14 protein-coding genes and 2 pseudogenes are annotated in these 20366 nt (G+C 59.1%); 6 read left to right on the top strand and 10 right to left on the bottom strand.

Annotation, left to right across the window (positions count from 1 at the left end):
* Window positions 1-77: 77 nt before the first annotated feature.
* The 3 genes and pseudogenes from JG739_RS30510 to JG739_RS36555 all read right to left on the bottom strand — a co-directional run.
* Entirely contained in the window at window positions 78-1172 is a 1095-nt protein-coding gene (locus tag JG739_RS30510) for an LLM class flavin-dependent oxidoreductase (protein ID WP_244749643.1), read from the bottom strand.
* Window positions 1173-1298: 126 nt separating this feature from the next.
* Window positions 1299-2408 carry a histidinol-phosphate transaminase gene (gene hisC, locus JG739_RS30505; RefSeq protein ID WP_202364594.1) on the bottom strand — a complete coding sequence of 370 codons (1110 nt, stop codon included), beginning with the start codon at window positions 2406-2408 and terminating at the stop codon, window positions 1299-1301.
* Between the two features lie 617 nt (window positions 2409-3025).
* Window positions 3026-3263: pseudogene (locus JG739_RS36555) on the bottom strand (GAF domain-containing protein); the annotation flags it as partial.
* Between the two features lie 1171 nt (window positions 3264-4434).
* Between JG739_RS36555 and JG739_RS30495 the strand changes: the two are divergent.
* The 3 genes from JG739_RS30495 to JG739_RS30485 are packed head-to-tail and all read left to right on the top strand — an operon-like array spanning window position 4435 to window position 7441.
* Window positions 4435-4710 carry a hypothetical protein gene (locus tag JG739_RS30495; protein WP_202364593.1) on the top strand — a complete coding sequence of 92 codons (276 nt, stop codon included), beginning with the start codon at window positions 4435-4437 and terminating at the stop codon, window positions 4708-4710.
* A gap of 19 nt (window positions 4711-4729) precedes the next feature.
* Complete coding sequence (locus tag JG739_RS30490) at window positions 4730-6643, top strand: hypothetical protein (protein ID WP_202364592.1); 1914 nt, start codon at window positions 4730-4732, stop codon at window positions 6641-6643.
* Window positions 6644-6655: 12 nt separating this feature from the next.
* Window positions 6656-7441 carry a hypothetical protein gene (locus JG739_RS30485; protein ID WP_202364591.1) on the top strand — a complete coding sequence of 262 codons (786 nt, stop codon included), beginning with the start codon at window positions 6656-6658 and terminating at the stop codon, window positions 7439-7441.
* 261 nt (window positions 7442-7702) lie between these two features.
* Here JG739_RS30485 and JG739_RS30480 read toward each other — a convergent pair whose 3' ends face one another.
* Together JG739_RS30480 and JG739_RS30475 are read right to left on the bottom strand one after the other, a co-directional pair.
* Window positions 7703-8413 carry a hypothetical protein gene (locus JG739_RS30480; protein ID WP_202364590.1) on the bottom strand — a complete coding sequence of 237 codons (711 nt, stop codon included), beginning with the start codon at window positions 8411-8413 and terminating at the stop codon, window positions 7703-7705.
* A 29-nt stretch (window positions 8414-8442) separates the two neighbouring features.
* On the bottom strand, window positions 8443-9042 hold the full coding sequence (locus tag JG739_RS30475; protein ID WP_202364589.1) for a hypothetical protein: 600 nt from the start codon (window positions 9040-9042) through the stop codon (window positions 8443-8445).
* Between the two features lie 202 nt (window positions 9043-9244).
* Between JG739_RS30475 and JG739_RS30470 the strand changes: the two genes are divergently transcribed.
* On the top strand, window positions 9245-12952 hold the full coding sequence (locus JG739_RS30470; protein ID WP_202364588.1) for an SIR2 family NAD-dependent protein deacylase: 3708 nt from the start codon (window positions 9245-9247) through the stop codon (window positions 12950-12952).
* 110 nt (window positions 12953-13062) lie between these two features.
* On the opposite strand, the gene JG739_RS30465 is transcribed toward JG739_RS30470, so the two are convergent.
* Window positions 13063-14283, bottom strand: coding sequence for a nucleotidyl transferase AbiEii/AbiGii toxin family protein (locus tag JG739_RS30465; protein WP_202364587.1), 1221 nt, complete (start codon window positions 14281-14283; stop codon window positions 13063-13065).
* A gap of 123 nt (window positions 14284-14406) precedes the next feature.
* Complete coding sequence (locus tag JG739_RS30460; RefSeq protein WP_244749641.1) at window positions 14407-15324, bottom strand: group II intron maturase-specific domain-containing protein; 918 nt, start codon at window positions 15322-15324, stop codon at window positions 14407-14409.
* Between the two features lie 360 nt (window positions 15325-15684).
* On the opposite strand from JG739_RS30460, the gene JG739_RS30455 reads away from it, so the two are divergent.
* Together JG739_RS30455 and JG739_RS30450 are read left to right on the top strand one after the other, a co-directional pair.
* A complete protein-coding gene (locus tag JG739_RS30455) occupies window positions 15685-15843 on the top strand; it encodes a hypothetical protein (RefSeq protein WP_202364472.1) in 159 nt (52 codons plus the stop codon).
* Complete coding sequence (locus JG739_RS30450; RefSeq protein WP_202364473.1) at window positions 15836-18061, top strand: recombinase family protein; 2226 nt, start codon at window positions 15836-15838, stop codon at window positions 18059-18061. The genes JG739_RS30455 and JG739_RS30450 overlap by 8 nt, the downstream gene beginning before the upstream one ends.
* A gap of 11 nt (window positions 18062-18072) precedes the next feature.
* On the opposite strand, the gene JG739_RS30445 is transcribed toward JG739_RS30450, so the two are convergent.
* The 3 genes and pseudogenes from JG739_RS30445 to JG739_RS30435 form a co-directional block, all read right to left on the bottom strand.
* Window positions 18073-18654: a reverse transcriptase domain-containing protein gene (locus JG739_RS30445; protein ID WP_244749999.1), complete on the bottom strand. Its 582-nt coding sequence runs from the start codon at window positions 18652-18654 to the stop codon at window positions 18073-18075.
* A gap of 623 nt (window positions 18655-19277) precedes the next feature.
* Window positions 19278-19486 (bottom strand): annotated as a pseudogene (locus tag JG739_RS30440) (nucleotidyl transferase AbiEii/AbiGii toxin family protein); the annotation flags it as partial.
* Window positions 19479-20072, bottom strand: a complete 594-nt coding sequence (locus JG739_RS30435) for a DUF6088 family protein (protein ID WP_202330544.1) — start codon at window positions 20070-20072, stop codon at window positions 19479-19481. The pseudogene JG739_RS30440 and the gene JG739_RS30435, both read right to left, overlap by 8 nt.
* Window positions 20073-20366: the final 294 nt, after the last annotated feature.

Below are 20366 nucleotides of genomic sequence, written 5' to 3'. Positions count from 1 at the left end.
CATGAACAACACGCCGCTTTGAGGAGGAGCCGCATGCCTCTGTGCCAACAGGTTGATGGGTCATCCGAAACCCGCACCTAGTCGTCGCTAGCGACCGCATGCCGCTTGGCACGTTGTTGGGTGAGCGAACGTTCGAACCGGGGTAAGCCAACTCGAGCCATAATTACGGATTGAATCGCCGTTGCGGTATATAGGGAAGCATCTAACGACAGATTCCCAAACGCCGGTTGACAAAGGAGGTAGTTTGCACCTGCCGCTTCCAGCTGATCAAGAAGAGCTTGTCCCGCAGATGCTGCCGTTCCTACTACGCACAATTCCTTCTCGATTGCTGCATCGAAGGTCAGCGGCAGGTTTGGTGGAGTCGGCATACCATTGAGATCATAAAGGAATTTAAAGCTCTTGAGCCACCGTTCGTAAGCAGGTGCGGCGAGTGAACGTGCATCTGTTTCAGAACGCCCAATCACGACCATTCGGAGCAATCCAAGAAATGGCGCTTGGTCGTCCGCCTCACTGGTGTGCTCTCGACCGGCGCGGAAGGCATCAGTGATTCTTCGAACGGAAGAGGAAGGTCCCACGCACGCGATGTTCATGCCATTCGCAGCGGCCCAGCCTGCCGATTCCGGTCGATTGGTGGCGATCCAAGTCGGCGGATGTGGACGCTGATGAGTTCTTAGCGTCAGCGGAACGCTGTTCAACTCAAAATGGCGACCTTGATACGATAGCGTGCCGCCCTTCAGCGCATTGATAAGAATTTCGCTGGCTTCCGCATAGTGGTTTGGCGCCGCGTCCGAGCCAATCCCGAAGTAACCCAATTCGATCGGGAGCGAGCCGCGCCCTATCCCAAGTTCGAGCCTGCCACCGCTCAATTGGTCCAGCATACAGATCTCTTCGAACGCACGTAGCGGATGATAGAGGGCAAGCAGCATTACCAACGGGCCGACACGAAGGCGCCGGGTTCGTTGGGCTACGCTCGACAAGAACAGATTCGGTGAGGGACCTCTCCCATGTGGGGTACAATGGTGCTCTGCGAGATGATATGCATAGAATCCAAGGTGATCGCACGCCTCCGCTAACATCAGGCGATCTTCGTACTGTCGGGCGATATCGGGGCCGTCCTCGTCCAGATGATCGAAGATGCCGACAGCTAGGCCTGAAGGAAAGGCCTTATCCATGATATTCTCTCCATTTTTGACGCAACAAGTCCGGTTGCTTGCGTATTCCAAGCATTTTAAAGATTTCTCGCTTATGTAATCGCTCGGATTATTGCCTGCGAAATGCTAAAGCAGAGCCTTAGCAACCTAACGCGAGGGCCTTGACATATTCAATATTCGACTAATACGACTCGCGGCACGAAGAAAAGCATCCATTTGCTCTTTTGTACCGATGCTGACGCGGATGTAATTTTCCAAACCTTTATCGGGAAAGACGGCAACAAGTATTTTTTGCCTTGCAAAGGCTGATTGCCACCATGAGCCGTCCTGTCCCGTTGGCACGCGGGCAAGCAAGAAGTTTGCGTGGGAAGGGATTACGGAAAATCCAAGTTGCGACAGCGCGAGCGTCACTCGCCGTCGTTCATGCCTGATGTGTCTGTGGTTGTCTGCATAGGCGGCGCGGTGCGCAAGGACGCTGATACCAACCGCCTGCCCGATCACATTCATGTTGAAGACGTTCTGGATGTTGCGTAGCCTGCCGATAATTTCAGGGTGACCGAAACCGAAACCGACGCGAACGCCGGCGGCAGCATAGCTTTTCGAAAATGTCCTTAAGACCAGAAGGTTCGAATAGCGATTGATGAGGCGTAGACCATTCTCGGGTGCAAAGTCGACGTAGGCCTCATCCAGCACGATCAAGCGGTCCGATTTCGCTACCAGGCGTTCGATATCGGCCACCGGAACGAACGTTCCGGTCGGATTGTTCGGATTGGCTAACAGAATGAACTTGGCGTCCTTTGCAGGACCGAAGAGCAATTGGTCCATCGGCAAGGAATGATCTTCGCTAAATTTGATTTCGACAAATTGAGCACCCTGCAACGTTGCAAGTTTGCGGTTGAACGAAAACCCTGGCGACATCATCGCCACGCTATCCCCCGGGGCAAGGAAAGCTCTGTAGACAAGTCCAAGCAGTTCAGACGATCCGTTGCCGGCGATCACCTGATCCATGGAGACGCTGTAGGCATTTGCGGCTGCTTCCCTCAAGCTGATGCTATCGTCTTCTGGATATAGATACTGCCGTTCGAGAGCTGCAATCGCACTTTGCATTATGATTGCTGGAAGCGGGAAGGGGTTCTCATTCGTGTTTAGTTTTACCCAACTTGAATCCGGCGCTGGTGTATCGGATGGCAGAGCATCTAACTGTCTCGCCATTTGCGAAAGAGACGAAAGCACGCTCTGAAGTTTTGCATCGGACATGTTTTTCTCCGTTTCAGTCGCAGAGGGAATCCGGGATGAACTGATGGTCTAGAGCACATGGCCGACCGACGGTTCGTTCACACCGCCGTTGTCAGCACATTGATCCCGTGAGGTCGGGCGGGCTGTCCTCCCGAGTCGGATTGGCCCGACCCGCACGTCCGCATCCACTCGTCATCGGGCCAAGGCTCCGCCAACCACCAATGCTTGATTTGTCCCTGATATTTGCCTCGGTCGGCCTTTCAAGGACTTGATCTGATGCCGTATTCCCTCAGCGTGTAACCAATCTGGCGCGGCGTCAGTCCAAGCAGGCGCCGCCTTTGCCTGCACCGAGCCACATCTCTCCACGGCCGCAATGACACGCTCGCGATTTGACATACTCGTACCTTTAAAGAGGCTGCGCCGGCAGGCGCCAGCGGTGCCTGGTCGCTGAGGACGGACGGGACCGTAGCGGCGGCCCAAGGAGCAGCCTCAGTCGGCCGCGTGGCCGGCCTGTCTGGCATCATCGGCCCCAGTTGCAGCACCTTGTTGCCCGGTCCGCTCTTCCACGGCGCCGCGGAAAAACACTGACCGTGGCAGCAGTCAAAGTCGTTTCTGCCGATTGACGCTCCCGCTGTCAGGAACATGCGATGCAGCTTCACTGTCTGCCCAACCAGATTGGCGATTGTGGTGAGGAGGCGGAGGTCGTAATCGAGGAGGGAACCTGATTTGTTGTCCAAGATGCGGTCGATGGTCGGCGTGCCCACGACGTTCGCATCGACGCGAACGGGTACGCCGATGAACGACACTTTCATGTTGTCGGACGCCCCGAGCACTTTCCTTGTCGGCGGCGTTGAAAGCCGGATCCACCGCTTGGTTGCGGATTTTGACTGGTCACGGGCAAGCGCGAAAAACGCCCTGGCCGTAAGTCGGGGCGCTGCAAAGTGGTCGAGTGCGCAGCGGTGCGATGCCTTGCCATAGCTTTCCTTTCATGAATCGCGACCGTCGACTGACTTCTGCACGCCGCAACCGCACGTTGATTCACGAGACCGGAATGGGGCGGGAGAGTCAATCGAGCTTTCTTGCATTCGCGAAAGGAAACTCTGCTCTCATGAGAGAATTCCATCAGTTTCATATAGCTCCGGTAGATGATATCGGACGGCAGAATGTCTGCCCCGGCGTTCCCGCGGTGCCGGTCCTGATGGCCCGGGCCATCAGCACCATCAACTCCTGGCAAAGCTGGCGCAGTGGCGTGGCGACCGCCATCGCGACGATGTCATCTACGAGGGCCGACCGCGACGCCGGCGCGATTTCATTCACAATCGCGACAGGGTCTTGACCTTTGCGCACCTCGCGGAGCGCCTGATGGCCCTGCCCCCGCCAACCATACAGAAGCCGACGAGCTCAGGTTGCCGTGCATGAGATGCAGCGTGGTCTCGTATGTGATCTGCCGCTTCTCGAGGGTCACAAGCGTATTGAGCACCTCGAAAGTCGGCGCGTTGTCACGGAAATAGGAGCGAAAGCCGATTTCGCGGAGCTCCTGCCCCAGCAAGCGGTGGCTGCCGACGAAGACCGCCGCCTTGCCGGGCCGTTTTGCGACCGTGGAAAACATCCAAGTGGCGCCCCCCCGACCTTGCGGTTGTCGAGGCCGATATAGCCCTCGCGCACGCCGGCGGCGAAGTCGGAAAGCGCGAAAACCGGAATGTCTTTCGCCTTGACCTCCTCGACTGCTGCCTGATCTTCGGGTGGTCCGGCGCCGGCATGGCGATAGCATGGCAGCGTCCGCTAAGGTCCTTGTGCTCGCCGGCTCCTTCGGGCAGTTGGGGATAGTCGAGCCGGTGCTTCCACCGCTAACTCGTTGAGGCCTTGTTGACCGACAGCTACGTTCGCGAAGATCGAGCCGGTCGCTCCCATCGGCTAAGATGGGCGGCTATGTCGACGAGCGCAAAGACAGCGCAGCATCGACTCATTACTTGCGATCGTCTCAGCATTCAGGAGTTCTCGCATCGCCACCCAGAACTCACCATTCCTGTGAGGACCCATCGACCGCATGGACCAAGTCGTAAAGGGGGTGCGCGCCAGCTACGATAGCCTGAGTGAAATCGCACATCCGAATTGGTCCGGCGTCGCCGGACTATATTCTAAGCCCGACCCTCCACGGTATTTGACAGATTTCGGACGCGGATTGAGGGATACAAAGGGCACCGTCGACATGATCGTCAATGCGCTGCTTGGCTCACTCGGCTTGTTCGAACTTGCGTACAATCGAATATCCGAAGCCATGCCGGAATTCCTGGCGGAACTTGAACCCATTTTGAGCGAATGAACATTCCCAGGTCGCAAGCATGGATCACGGGCAAGCGCAGAAGTCCTACGGCACCGATCGAGCGCAACTCGTCTACGGAAGGCGCCCCGACGGGACATTCGCTCATATTGGCGAGGTCGCGCGCGGGCTGGCTTGCGGCTGCGTCTGCCCGGCCTGCGATGGGCAACTAGTGGCCCGGCTGAAGGAGGATCACCGCGTGGCGCATTTCGCCCACCACGGTGTTGAGACCTGTGGAGGTGGTCCGGAGACGGTTTTGCATTTGCTGGCAAAGGAAGCGTTTCGCAGCAATCCGAAGCTGATCCTGCCAGAGCGGCTTGGGCTCGATAACAAACGCCTGGTGATGAAGCCCAGCCTGGAGGTCGAAACCGAATTTCTTCGGCTCGAGTACAACGATTCCAAGACCATCATTCCCGACCTCTATATTCGCGCGCTCGGCTACGACCTGTTCGTCGAGGTCGCCGTCACGCATTTCGCAGACAGCGCCAAAATCCAGCGCCTCAGGGAACACAAGATCCCCGCCGTCGAAATCGATCTGTCCAAGCTTCCGCGTGACTCCCTAAGGGATGCCATCAACGAGGCGGTGCTGAAAACCGCAACGCGTCGGTGGCTTTATCATCCAGGCATCGAAGCTGCGCGGGCCAAGCAAGACGCAGATGAGCTCAAATGGCAGCAAGAACGGGGCAGGCGCGAGGCTGCCGCGACGGCCAAATACCGAAGCCGGGTAGAGCAAACAGCGGCAGCATACAGACAGGCATTGGCGAACCCGGTCGGCCGAGACGTCGTCGTCGTCCCACGCGAGGTCGAGCTTCAAGCGATCGGTCTTGCAAAGTTTGTCGGTCGCGACGTCCCGGGCTTCGCCTGTTTTTCCGAACCGCCGGCGGTATGGCAAGCCATCATCCTGGCCGAGGTCTTTCATGATCGCTGCCTCGGCAACGCCCAGTGCAAAGCCGTGCCGATCGTCAACCATCTGGAAAAACGCCGGCTGATCCAAAAAGCCTTTCTGCGTGTGTCTGGCGAGGTGGCAGACGACGTCACCGCGATCGATGCCCGCTTCGCCCCGGCGTGGAAGGCGGTCGACAATTATCTGAAATATTTGCTCGGTGAGGGTGTCCTTATCCCGCAAGGCTTCGGTGTCATACTCGCCCCGGCGTTTGCTAAACCATGGAACGTGAGGACCCTGGCTGCAAGCCAAAGAACCGCTTTGATTCAGGAGACCGTGCAGCGGGTAGGGTGGATACTTAGCGAGCTTCCCGAAGACGAACGAGTGGGCTCAACGGTCGAGCAGTGGCTGCAATCGGTTCACCAGGAATCCGGTTTGACCTATGACAAGGCACTACGCTCAGAGGTCGAGGCGCCCAAGATCATCGGCGAAATCGCAACCATTGTGCAGATGCTGGAAGGAAACGGTCCTCTTTTCTATGGGAGCGCAGGGCTGCCTATCGGCAAGGCGATTTCCCGCCGCAAAGCCAAGATGGAAGAACAGGCCGAAGTACGGCGCCAACGGCAGTTGCTGGAAGCAAGTCGCCTTCGTCACTCGCGGCGTGATCGTTTATGCGTCGATGCGGAAACGGAATTGAACGGCGAGGATCGAAGCGCGTTCCTGCACACCAAACGCGCGGACATGAGCGATATGTCGCCCGTGGAGCTGGCTGAAGACAGCGAGTTCGGATTGACCCGCGCGCGGGAGGCTCTCTCGGTCTTCGTTAGGCAGCGCCGTAGGGAAGCCGAGGCCGCGGCCGAGAAAGCAGCCTATCAGGACAAGATCCGCGAGCTGGCAGAAGCGCGACTTTCCCCCGCGGACGCGATTGCGTTTTTGAAGGCACGTGAAGACGATATCGGAGCCCCGCTGCAATACGTCAAAGACGAACGGACGTTTCAGAAGGCCTGTGCGAGACTGACGCAATGGGAGAACCAGTTCGGAAACCAGTTCTGAAATTCGGGGACGGTGAGCCAGTTTTTTGGACAAGCAGACATCAATCTTACTAATTATTGGCCAGCCGACTGGCTCGCTGCGGTGCAGAGCGTCGGGGCATGCGACCTGGCGGAGAACACAAGGAACTGCCACCTGAGACTGTTCAAATATCTACCGGAGCAGTATGCCAGCAGCGTCCTCGATGGGAACCTCCTGTTTCGCAACCTGCCGTACTTCATGAAGATCGAAGGCGACCCGCGTGTCGATGCCTACGAGGGTATGCATGTGGACGCGCCGAATAACGATGTAACCATCACTAACGTAACGACCGGGCAGAAGATTGTTGGCCGCTTCGCCTACCACAACGAGCTGAACCGGCCGGAGCTTATTTTCTGCTTTTGCCTCTCTATGGCTTATGATGCCGGTTTGCGAAAATTCGGTGGAGCCTGCATAGAAATTACCGATGAGCAGGCATTGCATGACCGCATCGCTGGCGCCTTATTGCGCCGAAGCCGTCTTACCCGGCTCGATCGACCATTGTTGCGAGCGGATCGGATCACCTACTACCGAACTGATGCCGCCGTGGCCGAAGGCGTCGATATCAAGAACCCTACACATCTTCCTTTTTTGAAGCGCGATACCTACGCTGCGGAGCAGGAATACAGATATGTCTTTGCCAAGCGGGGAGGTTACGAACTCAATCAGGTCATCGTGAACAGGCTTCATCAGCGCAACGCCGACATCGCTAAATTAAAGGCTGACGAGATTACGCTTCGCATAGGCTCCATCCGAGATATTGCAGAAGCGAGAGCCGTCTAAGCCATCATTTGCATAGGCTTGATTCCGTCACGGACAGCAAAAAAGGCCAGTGCCAGAGGAGCCTGTGAATTATGTCGTGCATCGCTGACAAAGCGTGGGCATCGTATGATGCCTGCTTAAAGCCTTCTCTGCCGGCGCCGCATGGCTCGTCGGCAATTCGGCGCAGACAGCAACGTGTAACTTGTGGATCTCGAGTGCAGCCACTGCAGCGCTACGCATTCCTCAACCGTGATCATGTCGACTCGGGCCTGCATTTTCATGCTAAATGTTCGGCTTCGTTGACCGCCGCCCTGGCAGGGAGTTGCTCGCCTCGACTGGTTCGAAGAGTCTGATGGGCGTCATCTCTGAATATCGAACGCTGAATGGACCGGAATTCCGCATGATCCGGCGCCATTCGTCAGTCAGCTCAGACGGCGTAAAGATCAGATTCGGCTCACATTTGCCGTGCATGTCAATTCGAAAACCGTCTCGGCCGTATTCGGCAAGCTTGTATTGGTTGCCGATAAAATGAATGGCTTTGATCTTTTCCGCCAATGACTTGTTCATGAACAGAGCAATCATGCAGTCGTCAATGTCAGAGAGACGGAGGTAGGGACCGAAGCGAAAGCTTCCGCCTCCATACCCAAACTCAGCACGCAAAAAGCGCACATTCTCCAACCCAACTGACGTGAATGTGCCGACGCTGGTGCCCTCTCCGTCATCGAGACTCTCATCTGAGTCGGCAACATCCTCTTCCGGCTCATCTTCCGACGTCGGAATACGTCGCTCCCACTTGGCCCCCATCATTCCGTGCAAGATTCCCGCGCGCATGGCCTCAACGTCGGCCACGGATTTTGCGCTCGCTCTGTCAGCTCGATCCGATGTTCCAAACGTTACCATAAGGAGCCCATCTCGCGGTTCGGCGAGACTCATGCTCACGAAAAACCGGAAGTGGCCGATTTCATTACCATTGTATTCGCGGTCCAGTTCCAAGAGGACGAGGAACCGCTCAAGGGGAGCATTCATCTCATGCAGAATTGCATTCGGTTCAGCGATCTCTTTATTTCGCTGAATCCATCAACAATTACACTTTGAATATCGTCGCCCCATCGCGCGAAGAATGTCGCCTGTTCCGCGTCAGACATTGGGATGCCGAGTGACTGAAATCGAATCGCCATTCCATCTGCGCCGTCAAGAACCAGGCGAATTCTTTCCCGATCGAAGATTTCGCAATAGGCCAACCCGCTTTTCGTGGCTTTCTCAACCAGGGCATTCTTTTCGCCGGCTGTAAGATTCACGTTTGTGAAGAGGACAAACGCCTTGATTTCAGGATCGGCAGCGGCCGCACTCGCCAAATCCGCCGCGAATTTTTTCTGAGCTTTTTTCTTGTGATCCGTCGAGTCGTTGGCTTGATTGACAAACCCGATAGCACCAAAGGTTTTCTGTTCCCCACTCAAGACAGCTTCAATATCTCGACCGCCATCAGGTCCACCCCGAGGGTGACGTGGCCGAACTTTCGTGAACCGCTTGTCCAAGGCTAGGACAGCGGTGCACATCCGTTCCCTTTGCAACTGGTTTGTATCCAGATAGCTTTTCAATCGTTCATCAGTTCCAAAAGTCATGGCACCGGTTTCTTTGACAACAAGGAAGAGCGAGATCCACGTTTTTCCCTTCTAAACTGTTACTCGCCAGCGAGTTCGATCAACCAGTTTGATCGACTCAAATTATTGGCAAGAATTTCGTTTCGAGGCTATCCCGGTCTGGCGAAGCTACGACGCTCCATTCCTGCGAACTGCAGGACGCAAGGGGATGCGATTAAGAACGATGAGTACCTTTACGGACGCACCGCATATTGCGCGAATCGCCGAGGCTCTTTGGGCGCGAGAGCCGGTGGGGTCGGCAGCTCTGCTGGTCGGCGCTGGTTTCAGCCGCAACGCTACTCCGGTGCGGGCCTCCGGGGGTACGATGCCAGCCTGGAACGACATCTACGGAACAATGGTAAACCAGCTTTACCCGGCACAATCCGGCAAGGCGACAGACGAAAACGAACAAAGCGAACGGCTGTTGAAACAGAGCGGCGCCACCAGCGCATATCTGCGGGTGGCAGAAGAATTCGAGGCACAATTCGGACGCAATGTGCTCGACAAATTGATATTGGCAAATGTCCCCGACCGCCAGTTCACACCGGGCAAACTGCACAAAATGCTCGTCCAACTCCCGTGGGCTGACATCATGACGACCAACTGGGACACCCTGCTTGAACGGGCGGCTGAAAGCGCAGAAGAGCGGGTCTATGACATCCTGCGCACCGTCGAGGAGATTCCGGAGGCGCGGGCACCGAGGGTTATCAAGCTGCACGGCAGTTTCCCGTCGCATCGACCATTTGTCTTCACGGAAGAGGATTTCCGGACCTATCCGGCGCGATTTGGGGCGTTCGTCAACCTCGCGCAGCAACTCGCGATGGAGAATACGCTGGTTCTACTGGGATTCTCCGGCGACGACCCGAACTTCCTGTTCTGGTCTGGCTGGGTGCGCGATCGGCTAGGGTCTAAGGCCCCGCTGATCTATCTGGTGGGCGCCCTTGGATTAAGCGCACCGAAACGCAAGATGCTCGAAAGCCGGCGCATTCAGCCAATCGATCTCGCGAAACTTGAGATGTTCGAGACCTGGCCGAAGAGCCAGCAGATAGAGAATGCCCATCAGTGGTTCCTTGAATGCTTACGTGCGGCTGAACCATATCGAGCGAAGCGCTGGCCGCAGCCGGCTGCAGGCTTTGTACCCCCGCTCTTGCATGTCAGCCCGGTTCCCGATTCAAGATCACCGATGCCGGATCCGCAGTCGACTGACATAAACACACCTGTCCAAAAGGTTCGCGAGTTGGTCTTACAGTGGCGGCAGAACCGTACCGTATACCCCGGCTGGATTGTGCCGCCCTTTGCTACGAGCCAATTGCTCTGGCGACGTCTATCGATGCGTCTCGACGAGATCATTGGCGGATTGCGTGCCCTCGACGAGGACGAGCGGCTCGACGCATTGTTCGAGCTCAACTGGCGACAGGAGGCCGCGCTCGTTCCGTTGGTATTGACCGTCGATGATGTGATTCTGGAACTTCTGGACGCTCTGATCGGTCGTTACGAGCAATTAGCAGCCGAGCCGGCAAGACAATTTCGGGCCCTTGCGCTGGCGGTGTTGCGCCACGCGCGCGAAGAGAATGACGCCGGCCTTCACAAGCGCTGGTCGGACTGGCTGGCGCCCAGACTCGCGGAGGACACGGAAGGGCTCGAACGCCTGACTTATGAGAGTTGCCTGGGCCTGCGCGCAGATTTTGATATCGACGGGCTTGAGGCAGCGCTCAACAAGTGGAATGTCCAAGGCGACAGCTTCTGGCTGCTGCGCAAAGCGGCCTTGCTCGCGGATCTTGGGCGCGACGAGGAAGCATCGCTGTTGTCGGCGCAGGCGCTCAACGCGATCCGCGAGCAAACTCAGCGGGGCGTGACGGACATCGCCTCCTGGTCACGTGAAAGTTTCGCGCTGCTGTTTCGCAGTTCCGTTCTGTTCGGGACGCTTGGGGATTGGCGTGAGAACGGCCCTGTGCGCGACCGATTCGACATGCGCCAGGAGGAACTCCAATCGCGTGGCTGCCCGGGTCACAGCGACTTCTTCAACTTGATGGAGCGGCTCACTCAACCGGCACCGCCGCTCAAGAAGGAACGCGAAAGCACGCGGCGATTTGATCTGGGCTCGATAAATCGAACCTTCAATTTTGGACCACTAGATCCACGCATTGACCGGCTTCTTGCCTATCAGGCTCTCCGTTTTCAAGAAGAGGGGGGCCTACCGCTTCGTATTGGACATGCAGCGGTCGCCAGGCAGGTGGTACTCGAAGCTGCGCGCTGGCTGATGGATGTGGCACCGACAAGGGCGATCGACGCTTTTCTTTGGGCCTCGACGAGCAAGGAGTTCGACACGCTTTTTTCCCGTTCGACGATCGCCAGGATCAGTGCGAGCGAGGCAGACCGTCTGCTCGATCGCGTTCTCCGCCTGATCGATGCGGCGAAGGAGCGTGTCGACGCGGGAAACATGGAGTCGCGCTTTTGGATGGAACGACTCAAGTCCGCGCTCGAAATCGCTTCGCGCGTGGTCCTGCGCACGCCGCATCGCGCTCCAGAGTTGCTGGAGACCGGACTTTCCCTGCATGCTGATCCCCGATTTCCCCGTAGCATCGATGTAGGTGATCAGCTACGCCAGATGGTGAGCCGTTGCTTTGAGGCTGCGGAGATCCCCGCGCACGATGCGATGTTACTCGCAATCTTCGAGCATCCGATCACCAGGAACCCCGGCAATTTCGCCCATGGCGTTCGCGATCCGGAGGAGACTCTCCCAAGCGACGTCAAGATAGGGAAACCAGATCCGAAATGGCGGAAGATCGTCTCAGATACACTCGCGGCGTTGCGTCAGGACGATACACGGCTCGCGGCCTCGTCGCGGATGGCATGGCTGTTCAATGCCAAGTTGCTCAACGGAAAAGACTTACAAGTATTTGGCGAAGCATTGTGGGATCCAGCTTTTGTTGAAGACGGCCTGCCCAGCGGGACTGTCTTCTACCCCAGTGCCTTCCTCTCATTTCCAAAGCCGGCCGGCGCTGATGCGCAAGGAGCCTTGTGTGCCAAGTTTCTTTCCGACGCTCCCCTCACTGATGCAGACCTCAAGAGCGGTGCGTTGGCAAACCTGCTCAGAGAGAAAAAGTTTCTGATCGACGAGGCACAACTCGGTGCGCTGATCGAGCGTCTTCACGTTTATGTTGCAAATCATGCTGCCGTATCGGCAAGGCCAGACCTGTTCAGCGGTAATGATCGCAACTTAGCGCAGGAATGCGGGCGGATCGTAGCGAACCTCGCGATGCGCGCGAGATCAAGCCCCGCTGCATCCGAGAAATTGCGGTCCCTGGCGATACTCGATCGATATCCGCTTCGTCTGGAAGCTGCCTACCCCTGGCTCCTTGATCTGGGCGTTGTGACGGTGGATGAAGCTACGAAGGGGCTGCGAGCGTTGACCGGAAGTGGCGACGAGACCGATGTGCTGGTTCTCTCGGCCCTGCTGGATCAGATTTTCTGGTCGAAAGGCTGCGACGCCGACTTTGAAGCGGCGCTCTGGCCTGAGATCGCGCAGGTGGTAGCGGTGCGAGCGCCTTCGCCATTAATGTCGGCCCTTCGGTTCTTGGCATCCGCAATGCGCAAGGAGCCGGCGCGGGTGCCAGCCAAAATCGATGACGTGTTGAGCATCGGCCTCGCACGGATCCTCGAAGAAACCGAGATGACCGGCCCGGCTGAGCAACTGCGCTACGACCCATTCCTCGCGAGGTATTTTGGCGCCGCTTTGGTCAGCGCGATGGACCGAAACAACCGCGGCGATCCGGCCATGCGCGCCGCCTGGTCCAAGGCGATTGAAAGCGATCCTTTGCCGGATACGCGCCGCGGCCGGGCAAGCTCGTTTCGTGAACATAAGGCTGGAGGCGATGCGAACGAGGATTGATGCGGAGAATGGCACAGCGTTGGCTTCATCAATCAACATCACCGGCCAGCGAGCATTCCCGCCCTTCTTAATCACCTTTCTGAAATAGAACCCGGGGGCGTTTCCGGCAACTAGTATTTCGTTGTTACATACGTACCAAACGTGCCGTAGCATTCGTAACCTGCCCGATTGTTCTTGTGCGTGTTCAAAGTCGCGTCGTAGCTCTTCTTGTTGAAAGTCTTTCCGCAGACGGAGCACCTGAAGACGTAGGTTGGGCCATTTGCCGCCGTGAAACTCGAGCTTCGGGTCGATCTAAGAGTGGGCAAACGCCGAACTACTGGCGCGCGGCGCACCTCGAAAGTTGCTCCTGAACCCGAACTCGCGGTCCGTGGAATGCTTTGAAGGCCAGATGGCGTAAGTTCAATTGGGTAGCGCGGTGCGAAGGGCGTCTGGATGGCTTTGACCCCAAGAATGCTATCGACCAGATAACTGCGCGGCTGCCCGTTGTCTGCGCGCACCGCCATGAGCAGCACGTCGCCTGCCTGCGAGCGGCGGAGGGAGTAGGCTTCGATCGCGCGCGTGGAGCGGTTGCCTTGCTTGTCCCGGTAATCGATTTCCACAAGGAGCCGGTTAGCCGCAGCGAAGCGGATCATCTCAATGTAGGTTTGGCCTCGAACGCCCGCAGGCAAACTGATGATGCGTTCACGGATGAGCGTCTCACCAGTGCCGATAGGCATCGCCGCGAGTGGTTGCGTGACGGCGCCTTCGAGCCAGGCGAAAATTTCTGGGAGCGCCCCCCAGAAGATCGCGACCGGCAGGAGCGCCGGGAGCTGGTGCTGCAGCATGTGAATCCAGCCCGATTCAAGATCCGTGCGGTGCGGCTCGAGGTCAGCTATGCGCGGAATTTCGATGCCCTTGAATTCACATTTGGCGCGCAGGACTTCCATGAAGCGCTGCGGGTCAGGGCGTGCCTCGGCATTTCTGTAGAGGTGCACGACGTCGTAGAGGTCGCGTGGGCGTGTCCGCTCTGCGAGCGCCCGGAATTTTTCGGCGAAGGCCTCGACGTAGTCATAGGCCAAGACCTCAATACCGTCTTCTGGAACGTCGCTGTACGGGTGGAATATCTGCGCGCGGACAGGCGGTAGAACGACACGTTCGTCAGCAGTCAGGTCGAGTTTGATGCGCGGAAGCGCGTGGGTTGATGAAACCGGCCCCTTATAGCTGATCTTACCCTGACACGAGATTTGTCCACGGGGATTCTGATAAATCTCGAACTCTTGCTTGTCGGCTGGAATCTCGATGCCGGTTTGTTCGTAGATCCATTCACCGATTTCTGAAAACGTGCTCTTCAAAAAGTCGGCGTCGAGTTGGTCGGGCTTGATAAGCGTAAAATGTAGAGTAGGTGGCGAGCGCGGTGCCGCCTTGCAGCGGTCCGTTTCTCACCACCCCTCGCAGAACCGGACGTGCACCTTTCGTTATGCATCCGGCTCGCCAGAAGACGTGGCGAAGTTTGGCGTTCCCATCCACGCCAGACGAAACCGGCAGACGAGAGTCCATGCGAGCATATATTGCTCGACGGACCCATCGCGCCACAGTCTCACCGTCGGACGGCGACTGCTACGCTGTCGGCCTTTTGCGATTTCGCTCGCGTTGGCGTTTGGGCGAACTTTCCGTTGCCAGCGCCAGAGCCGATCCCCGGTGTACCAGTCGAGGCTGGTAAACACGTTGCTGGCTCCGTAGCAAAAGCGGAAGTAATTCGCCCATCCGCGCAGGATGGGATTAAGCTCCTGAAGCTTTGCACCAAGGGTGCCTCTCGCGCTGTCACGCCCAGTGCACTCCTTGACTTTGTGACGGAGATCGAGGGACTTGGCCTTGGGGATTTGTACGCGTGCACAATATCCGTAGCGCCCGTCCCATTCCATGACGAAGCGGAATCCGAGGAACTCGAACCCGTCCGTCATTGCGGTGATCTTCGTCTTTTCCGGTGACAACTCAAGGCCCGTTGTTTCCCGCAGGTATTTTGCCAGCGCGGATTTCTCCTCGATGGCCTGTTCCTGCGTGCCGGAAACCAGCACCACGAAGTCGTCTGCATAGCGCACAGGGAAGCACACGCAGTGCCCTGCTTTGCGATCCCACATACGTCTACCCGATGCCGCCGAGAGTATCGATTGTCGTGAAGACCTCCCCGTCAGATCAGGATGCACCCACCGTTTATATCTCTCCTCAATCGCGCTGAGCGCAATGTTGGCGAGCAGCGGTGATATGATCCCACCTTGCGGGGTTCCGGCTTCCGTGCGGAAGAACTGCTCCTCCGCCAGCACGCCGGCTTTCAGGAACTGCCCGACCAACCGTACCACCCGCTGGTCGGCGACGCGTTTGCGTAGCCGTTCCATCAGATAGTGATGGTTGATGTTGTCAAAGGAAACATCTCCAGACTGCCCATCACCAGGACCTTCCCGCCTCGGCAACGATCATGCGGGAGGGCCACGCCTTTGAAGGGCGGCCTCTGGCCGTAATCAGCCGACTCAAACGCCGCGGCGAGCCAACGCTGCTTGTAGAATTGCCGGACGGCAGCCGGACCTACATTCCCGTGGCGTGGACGGATCTCGGGGGCATGGATGGTGGTTCCACAGCCTCGCCAGCAAATCACTCCAGCATTGGGCGGATTTCAGACCTTCTGCATCTGCGCCTTCTGACCGACGCTCTTCTTGAGCGGCGCGGCGAGTCGCCGCCCGATGACAAGGAGGAGCGACATGCAACTGAAGCTGAGATTCGCCGAGGAAGACCGCAAGCGGCCTCCCGACCCACCCGCCTGGGAGACGCTGGACGCCGAGGCGCGGGCGGAGGCGTTGCGCCGGCTCGCCCTCGTGATCGCGCGCATGCTGACAGTGAGGGAGGCCGGTCATGACTGAACACAGCAAAATCGCCGCCGGTCACCAGGCCCGGTTGGCTGTCGTCTACCTGCGCCAGTCGAGCGCCTCGCAGGTGGAGAACAACCGTGAATCGACCGAGCGACAATACGGGCTGGCCGAGCGGGCGCGCGAGCTGGGTTGGCCGGACGAGCGTGTCCTGGTCATCGACGAGGACCTCGGCCTGTCCGGCGCAGGCAGCGTCATGCGCGCCGGCTTTGCCCGGCTGACCAGCGAGGTGGCGCTGGCCCGGGTCGGCATCGTGCTTGGCCTGGAGGTTTCGCGACTGGCGCGCAACAATGCCGACTGGCACCGGCTGATCGAGTTGGCGGGGCTGACCGATACGCTGATTGGCGATGCCGACGGAATCTACCACCCGGCCCTGTTCAACGATAGACTTTTGCTCGGTTTGAAAGGCGCCATGAGCGAGGCCGAATTGCACGTCCTGCGCGCCCGCCTCGATGGCGGCATCCGCAACAAGGCAGCGCGCGGCGAATTGCGCCGCGGCCTACCGATCGGCTTCATCTGGGGGGACGAAGACGGCGAGATCCTGATCCATCCCGACGAGGCCGTCGCCCATGCCATCCGCACCGTCTTTGCCCGCTTTGCCGAGCTCGGCTCGGCGCGCCGCGTGTGGCTGTGGTTCCGCGAGCAAGGAATGAAGTTCCCGCTGTGGCTTAATGCACGCACAGAGCTGCGCTGGGGCGAGGCCAGCTACCACGCCATTCACAGCGTGCTTGCCAATCCGGTCTATGCGGGCGCCTATGTCTATGGCAAGAATCGCCGAGAGACGGTGCTCGACGAAACCGGCGCGCGGCGCAAGCGGATGCGCAAGCTGCCGATGGAAGACTGGCAAGTGCTGATCAAGGACCACCACCAGGGCTATCTCGACTGGCCGACCTTCGAGGCCAATCGAGAGCGCATGGCGGCCAACACCCAGCCCCGGACGCACGCCAAGGCGCAGGAACAGGCCGGTGGCGCCGCCAGAGAGGGCGGCGCCCTGCTGCAGGGCATTGCCCGTTGCGGCCATTGCGGGCGACGGCTGCACACCCATTATCGCGGCCGCACCGTGACGCCGGGCTACCATTGTCCCGGCAAGGTGGTCGTCGAGGGCAGAGGCGTCCATTGCCTCAATGTTGGCGGCGGGCAGATCGATGAAGCCGTGGTGGCGGCCTTCCTGGAAGCGCTGGAGCCGGTGTGCCTGACCGCCACGCTCGAAGCGGCCGAGCGGCTGGAGAACGATCGCGAGGCGGCCCTCAAGCAATGGCGGCTCGACGTGGAGCGCGCCGTCTTCGTCGTCAACCGCGCCGAGCGCCGCTATTGCGCCGTCGATCCCGACAATCGCCTGGTCGCCCGCAGGCTCGAGCAGGAGTGGGAGGAGGCGCTGCGCGCACTGGAGGCGGCAAAGGCGGAACTGGCGCGGCGCGAGGAGCAGCGTCCGCGCGTCCTGTCGGCCACGGAGCGGGAAAAGCTGCTTGCCCTCGGGGCCGATCTGGCGAGCGTTTGGCACGCGCCCACCACCACGCCGCGTGACCGCAAGGAATTGCTGCGCACTCTCCTCGAGGAGGTCACCCTCCATATTGATCGCGGCGAGGCAGCGGCGCGTCTGGTGCTGCGCTGGAAGGGCGATGCTACGAGCCGCCTCACCGTCGCCTTACCGCGCTCGCGACCGGCGACGGTTCGTACCGACGAAGATACGCTGGCGCTGCTGCGGCGGCTGGCACCGCATTACCCCGACGCCGTCATCGCCGGCGTCCTCAACCGCCAGGGTCGCCGAACGGCGTACGGCCACCGCTTCGATGCCAATCGCGTCGGCTATCTGCGCAACCACTGGAAGATTCCTGTCTGCAAGGCCAAGCCGCCGGCCGCCAACGGCGACATCGTCACCGTCCGTCAGGCCGCCGCCAGCCTCGGCGTGGCGCCGTCGACGCTCCACCGCCACATCAACGACGGCCTGATCCAGGGCGAACAAATCACGCCCGGCGCGCCCTGGCGCATTCGCCTAACCCCGGAGCTCAAGGCCCGCTTCCTCACCACACCCGGCCACGGCTTTGAACCGATCCGCGATGCCATGGACACCCTCGGGCTTTCCCGCCAAAGTTTGTTGCAGCGAATAAAACGCGGCGAACTGGACGCCGTCCATATCGTCCGCGGACAGAGAAAAGGTTTATGGATCAAGACCATAGATCACGATCCCACCCTCTTCGAACACACTTCATGAACCAGGGGGCATTATGACAATGGATCCAAGCAGCCCTTGATGTCTCCCTCGATGACCCACGGATATGGCATCCCGTGCCTCCGGGTATCCCCGCCGCGTTTATGCGACTGAGCAGCCCGTCGGATATGCTCCAAGGCGCCGTGCGTGCTCCGTCCGGGCCTGAACCCATAGGAAACATGCCAGAACTGCGCCTCGAAGATTGGCTCCAGAAGTGTTTTGACCGCGCTTTGTACGACGCGGTCCTTGACCGTGGGAATGCCCAGGGGCCGGAACTGCCCCGGTTTACCGGCTTTGGGGATGAGCTTGCGCCTCGCCGGGCTCGGTCTGTACGCGCAAGAGCGCAGTTCAGCCTGAAGCCTGTCGAGAAAGCGTAGCTCTCCTCTCTTCCGGATGCGTCCTACGGTCATCCCGTCGACCCCGGCCGTGCGCCCGCCCTTATTGGTGGACACGCGACGCCAAGCGTGACGAAGCATGCGCGAGTCTGTCAGCCAGCCCCACATGTCCCGCCACTGTTCGTCGGGATTCGCCTTACTCCACTGATACAGTTTGCGCTGAACGCCGAGTACCCAAGCTTCATCAGCCTGATGATCCATGTCCACAGATCACTCCTCCGTCATGCCAACCGATCGTCTTCCTGCCTCCCTTCGCCATGTGCCCAGCTTTCCTGGACTCGGACTACTACGGAGGCTCCGCCCCTGAACACGCCCGTCTCCGGTCGTCGCGGCTAGCCCGGTTCCTGCCGGGCAGACGGTTCAGGTTCCCGTGTTCCGATTTTCAACCTTCGTGCCTGTAGGTGGTGCGCTATACCCCTGGCGATACGGAGAGTGGGTTGAAGGAACTCGCCCACCCCGAGTGCGTATTTCTCGCACCCCTCAGCAGGGAACATTGAGCCCTGCCATGTCTGATCGCTCTGTTTGTCTCCCCCGCCATCACGGTTGGGAAACTTCTCGGATATTCAGAGGCTTCAGTCACGCACTTCGTTGTCTCACCATGAGCACTGCGGTAGCCCGGCCCGGTAGTGATGGCTTCCGTCCGGTACAGTTCAGACCGATCTGCTTATGGCACCGAACCGGCGACACCCGGTCCAGCTTTTCGGTCCCCTTCCTTTCGTTGTTCCCACGAAAGGGACGGCATTGCAGCCGTCGGTCGAAAATCAGCAAAGCTAGGAGGGGTTCTAACTATGTCATACTACCCTCCCGCGCCGTCACGGCGCACCGACGTCCTCGGAAAACCGCTGGATAACCTGATAGGCTTTGGACAGCGACGTGCCGCCCTTGCCGAGCGCCGAGCCATAAAGGTGGCGAGCGCCCAGACCACCCACACGTCCTTCTCGAGGAGATGCGCCGGCCTGCCGGACCGATCGGCCGCGACGCCGAGCGCCTCCCGCCGATCCTCGATCGGGAGGTGGAGAAAGGGATCAGCCATGTGCGGCCTTGCCCACGCTGCGCGCCATCCAGGTCGGAAGCTGCGGCGCTACCGCGACCAACTCGCTGAAGGCGCCCGGCGGGAGTTTCCGCTTCAGTGTCTGGAGGGCGGCCTCAGCCTTTCCCGGCCCAAGCCAAGCCAACGCTCGCACCGCCTCGCCAGCGGGCCGATGCGCCATGGCGAGCTGCCAACGAGGCGCGTGGCGAAGCTCGACGACCTGCTTGCCGAGGCTCATCTTCCGGGTGCGGCCGGAAGTCAGATAGACCGACCGGACCGGCACCTGTCTCGTGAGACCGAGGGTGTTGGCGGCAACGGCCCCACTGGTGACGATGATCTCCCCGCGCTGGCTGGCAAGCGCCTCGACCGCTTGCTCCACGGAGGGAGCCCGGGTGCCGAACCTGCTCGTGACCGGAAGGAGATAGACGCCGCGACCCGCCCGGATCAACTGCGTCCGCTCGGCTAGACACGACAATGCCTGATCCACCGCGGCGCGATTCCCCAGGTGAAGCAAGCTCTTAGCTGCGACCGGCGTGCCCTCTGGCAGCCCTTTCGCGTGCGCAAGAATCTGTTCGGTCAACCGTTGCATGGCCATGCTCCTGTCAGAAATGTATGCGATTTTCTGACAGTTTTTCAAGGCGGGCAGCGACGGGCACCTGCACGCGGAACCCGTCCAGCAGGCCTTGTGGTCAATCATCGCCGCGCGAATCGACCAATCCCTGTTTCGCGCCGTTCTCCGAACGAGCCTCGCCCGTCCTGGGGCCGAGGCCCTCTGGTCGGCGCCGAGATATTTCTCTTGTCAGCGCAAAAAATCCGACGCTGAGGTCGTAAAAAAGTTACGCTTTTGATTTCAAAGGGAAAATTGCCAGAAAGATTTTTTTGA

This window comes from Mesorhizobium sp. L-2-11, from assembly GCF_016756595.1.
GTDB lineage: Bacteria > Pseudomonadota > Alphaproteobacteria > Rhizobiales > Rhizobiaceae > Mesorhizobium.
Note: the sequence above shows the minus strand (reverse complement) of the source record. Positions and strands in the feature narration are given on the sequence as shown.

Excerpts from the sequence above, each read along its gene's own strand:
- JG739_RS30510 (WP_244749643.1), bottom strand. The coding sequence starts at position 1,172 with ATGGATAAGGCCTTTCCTTCAGGCCTAGCTGTCGGCATCTTCGATCAT.
- hisC (WP_202364594.1), bottom strand. The coding sequence starts at position 2,408 with ATGTCCGATGCAAAACTTCAGAGCGTGCTTTCGTCTCTTTCGCAAATG.
- JG739_RS30495 (WP_202364593.1), top strand. The coding sequence starts at position 4,435 with ATGGACCAAGTCGTAAAGGGGGTGCGCGCCAGCTACGATAGCCTGAGT.
- JG739_RS30490 (WP_202364592.1), top strand. The coding sequence starts at position 4,730 with ATGGATCACGGGCAAGCGCAGAAGTCCTACGGCACCGATCGAGCGCAA.
- JG739_RS30475 (WP_202364589.1), bottom strand. The coding sequence starts at position 9,042 with ATGACTTTTGGAACTGATGAACGATTGAAAAGCTATCTGGATACAAAC.
- JG739_RS30470 (WP_202364588.1), top strand. The coding sequence starts at position 9,245 with ATGAGTACCTTTACGGACGCACCGCATATTGCGCGAATCGCCGAGGCT.
- JG739_RS30460 (WP_244749641.1), bottom strand. The coding sequence starts at position 15,324 with ATGGAACGGCTACGCAAACGCGTCGCCGACCAGCGGGTGGTACGGTTG.
- JG739_RS30455 (WP_202364472.1), top strand. The coding sequence starts at position 15,685 with ATGCAACTGAAGCTGAGATTCGCCGAGGAAGACCGCAAGCGGCCTCCC.
- JG739_RS30450 (WP_202364473.1), top strand. The coding sequence starts at position 15,836 with ATGACTGAACACAGCAAAATCGCCGCCGGTCACCAGGCCCGGTTGGCT.
- JG739_RS30445 (WP_244749999.1), bottom strand. The coding sequence starts at position 18,654 with ATGGATCATCAGGCTGATGAAGCTTGGGTACTCGGCGTTCAGCGCAAA.
- JG739_RS30435 (WP_202330544.1), bottom strand. The coding sequence starts at position 20,072 with ATGCAACGGTTGACCGAACAGATTCTTGCGCACGCGAAAGGGCTGCCA.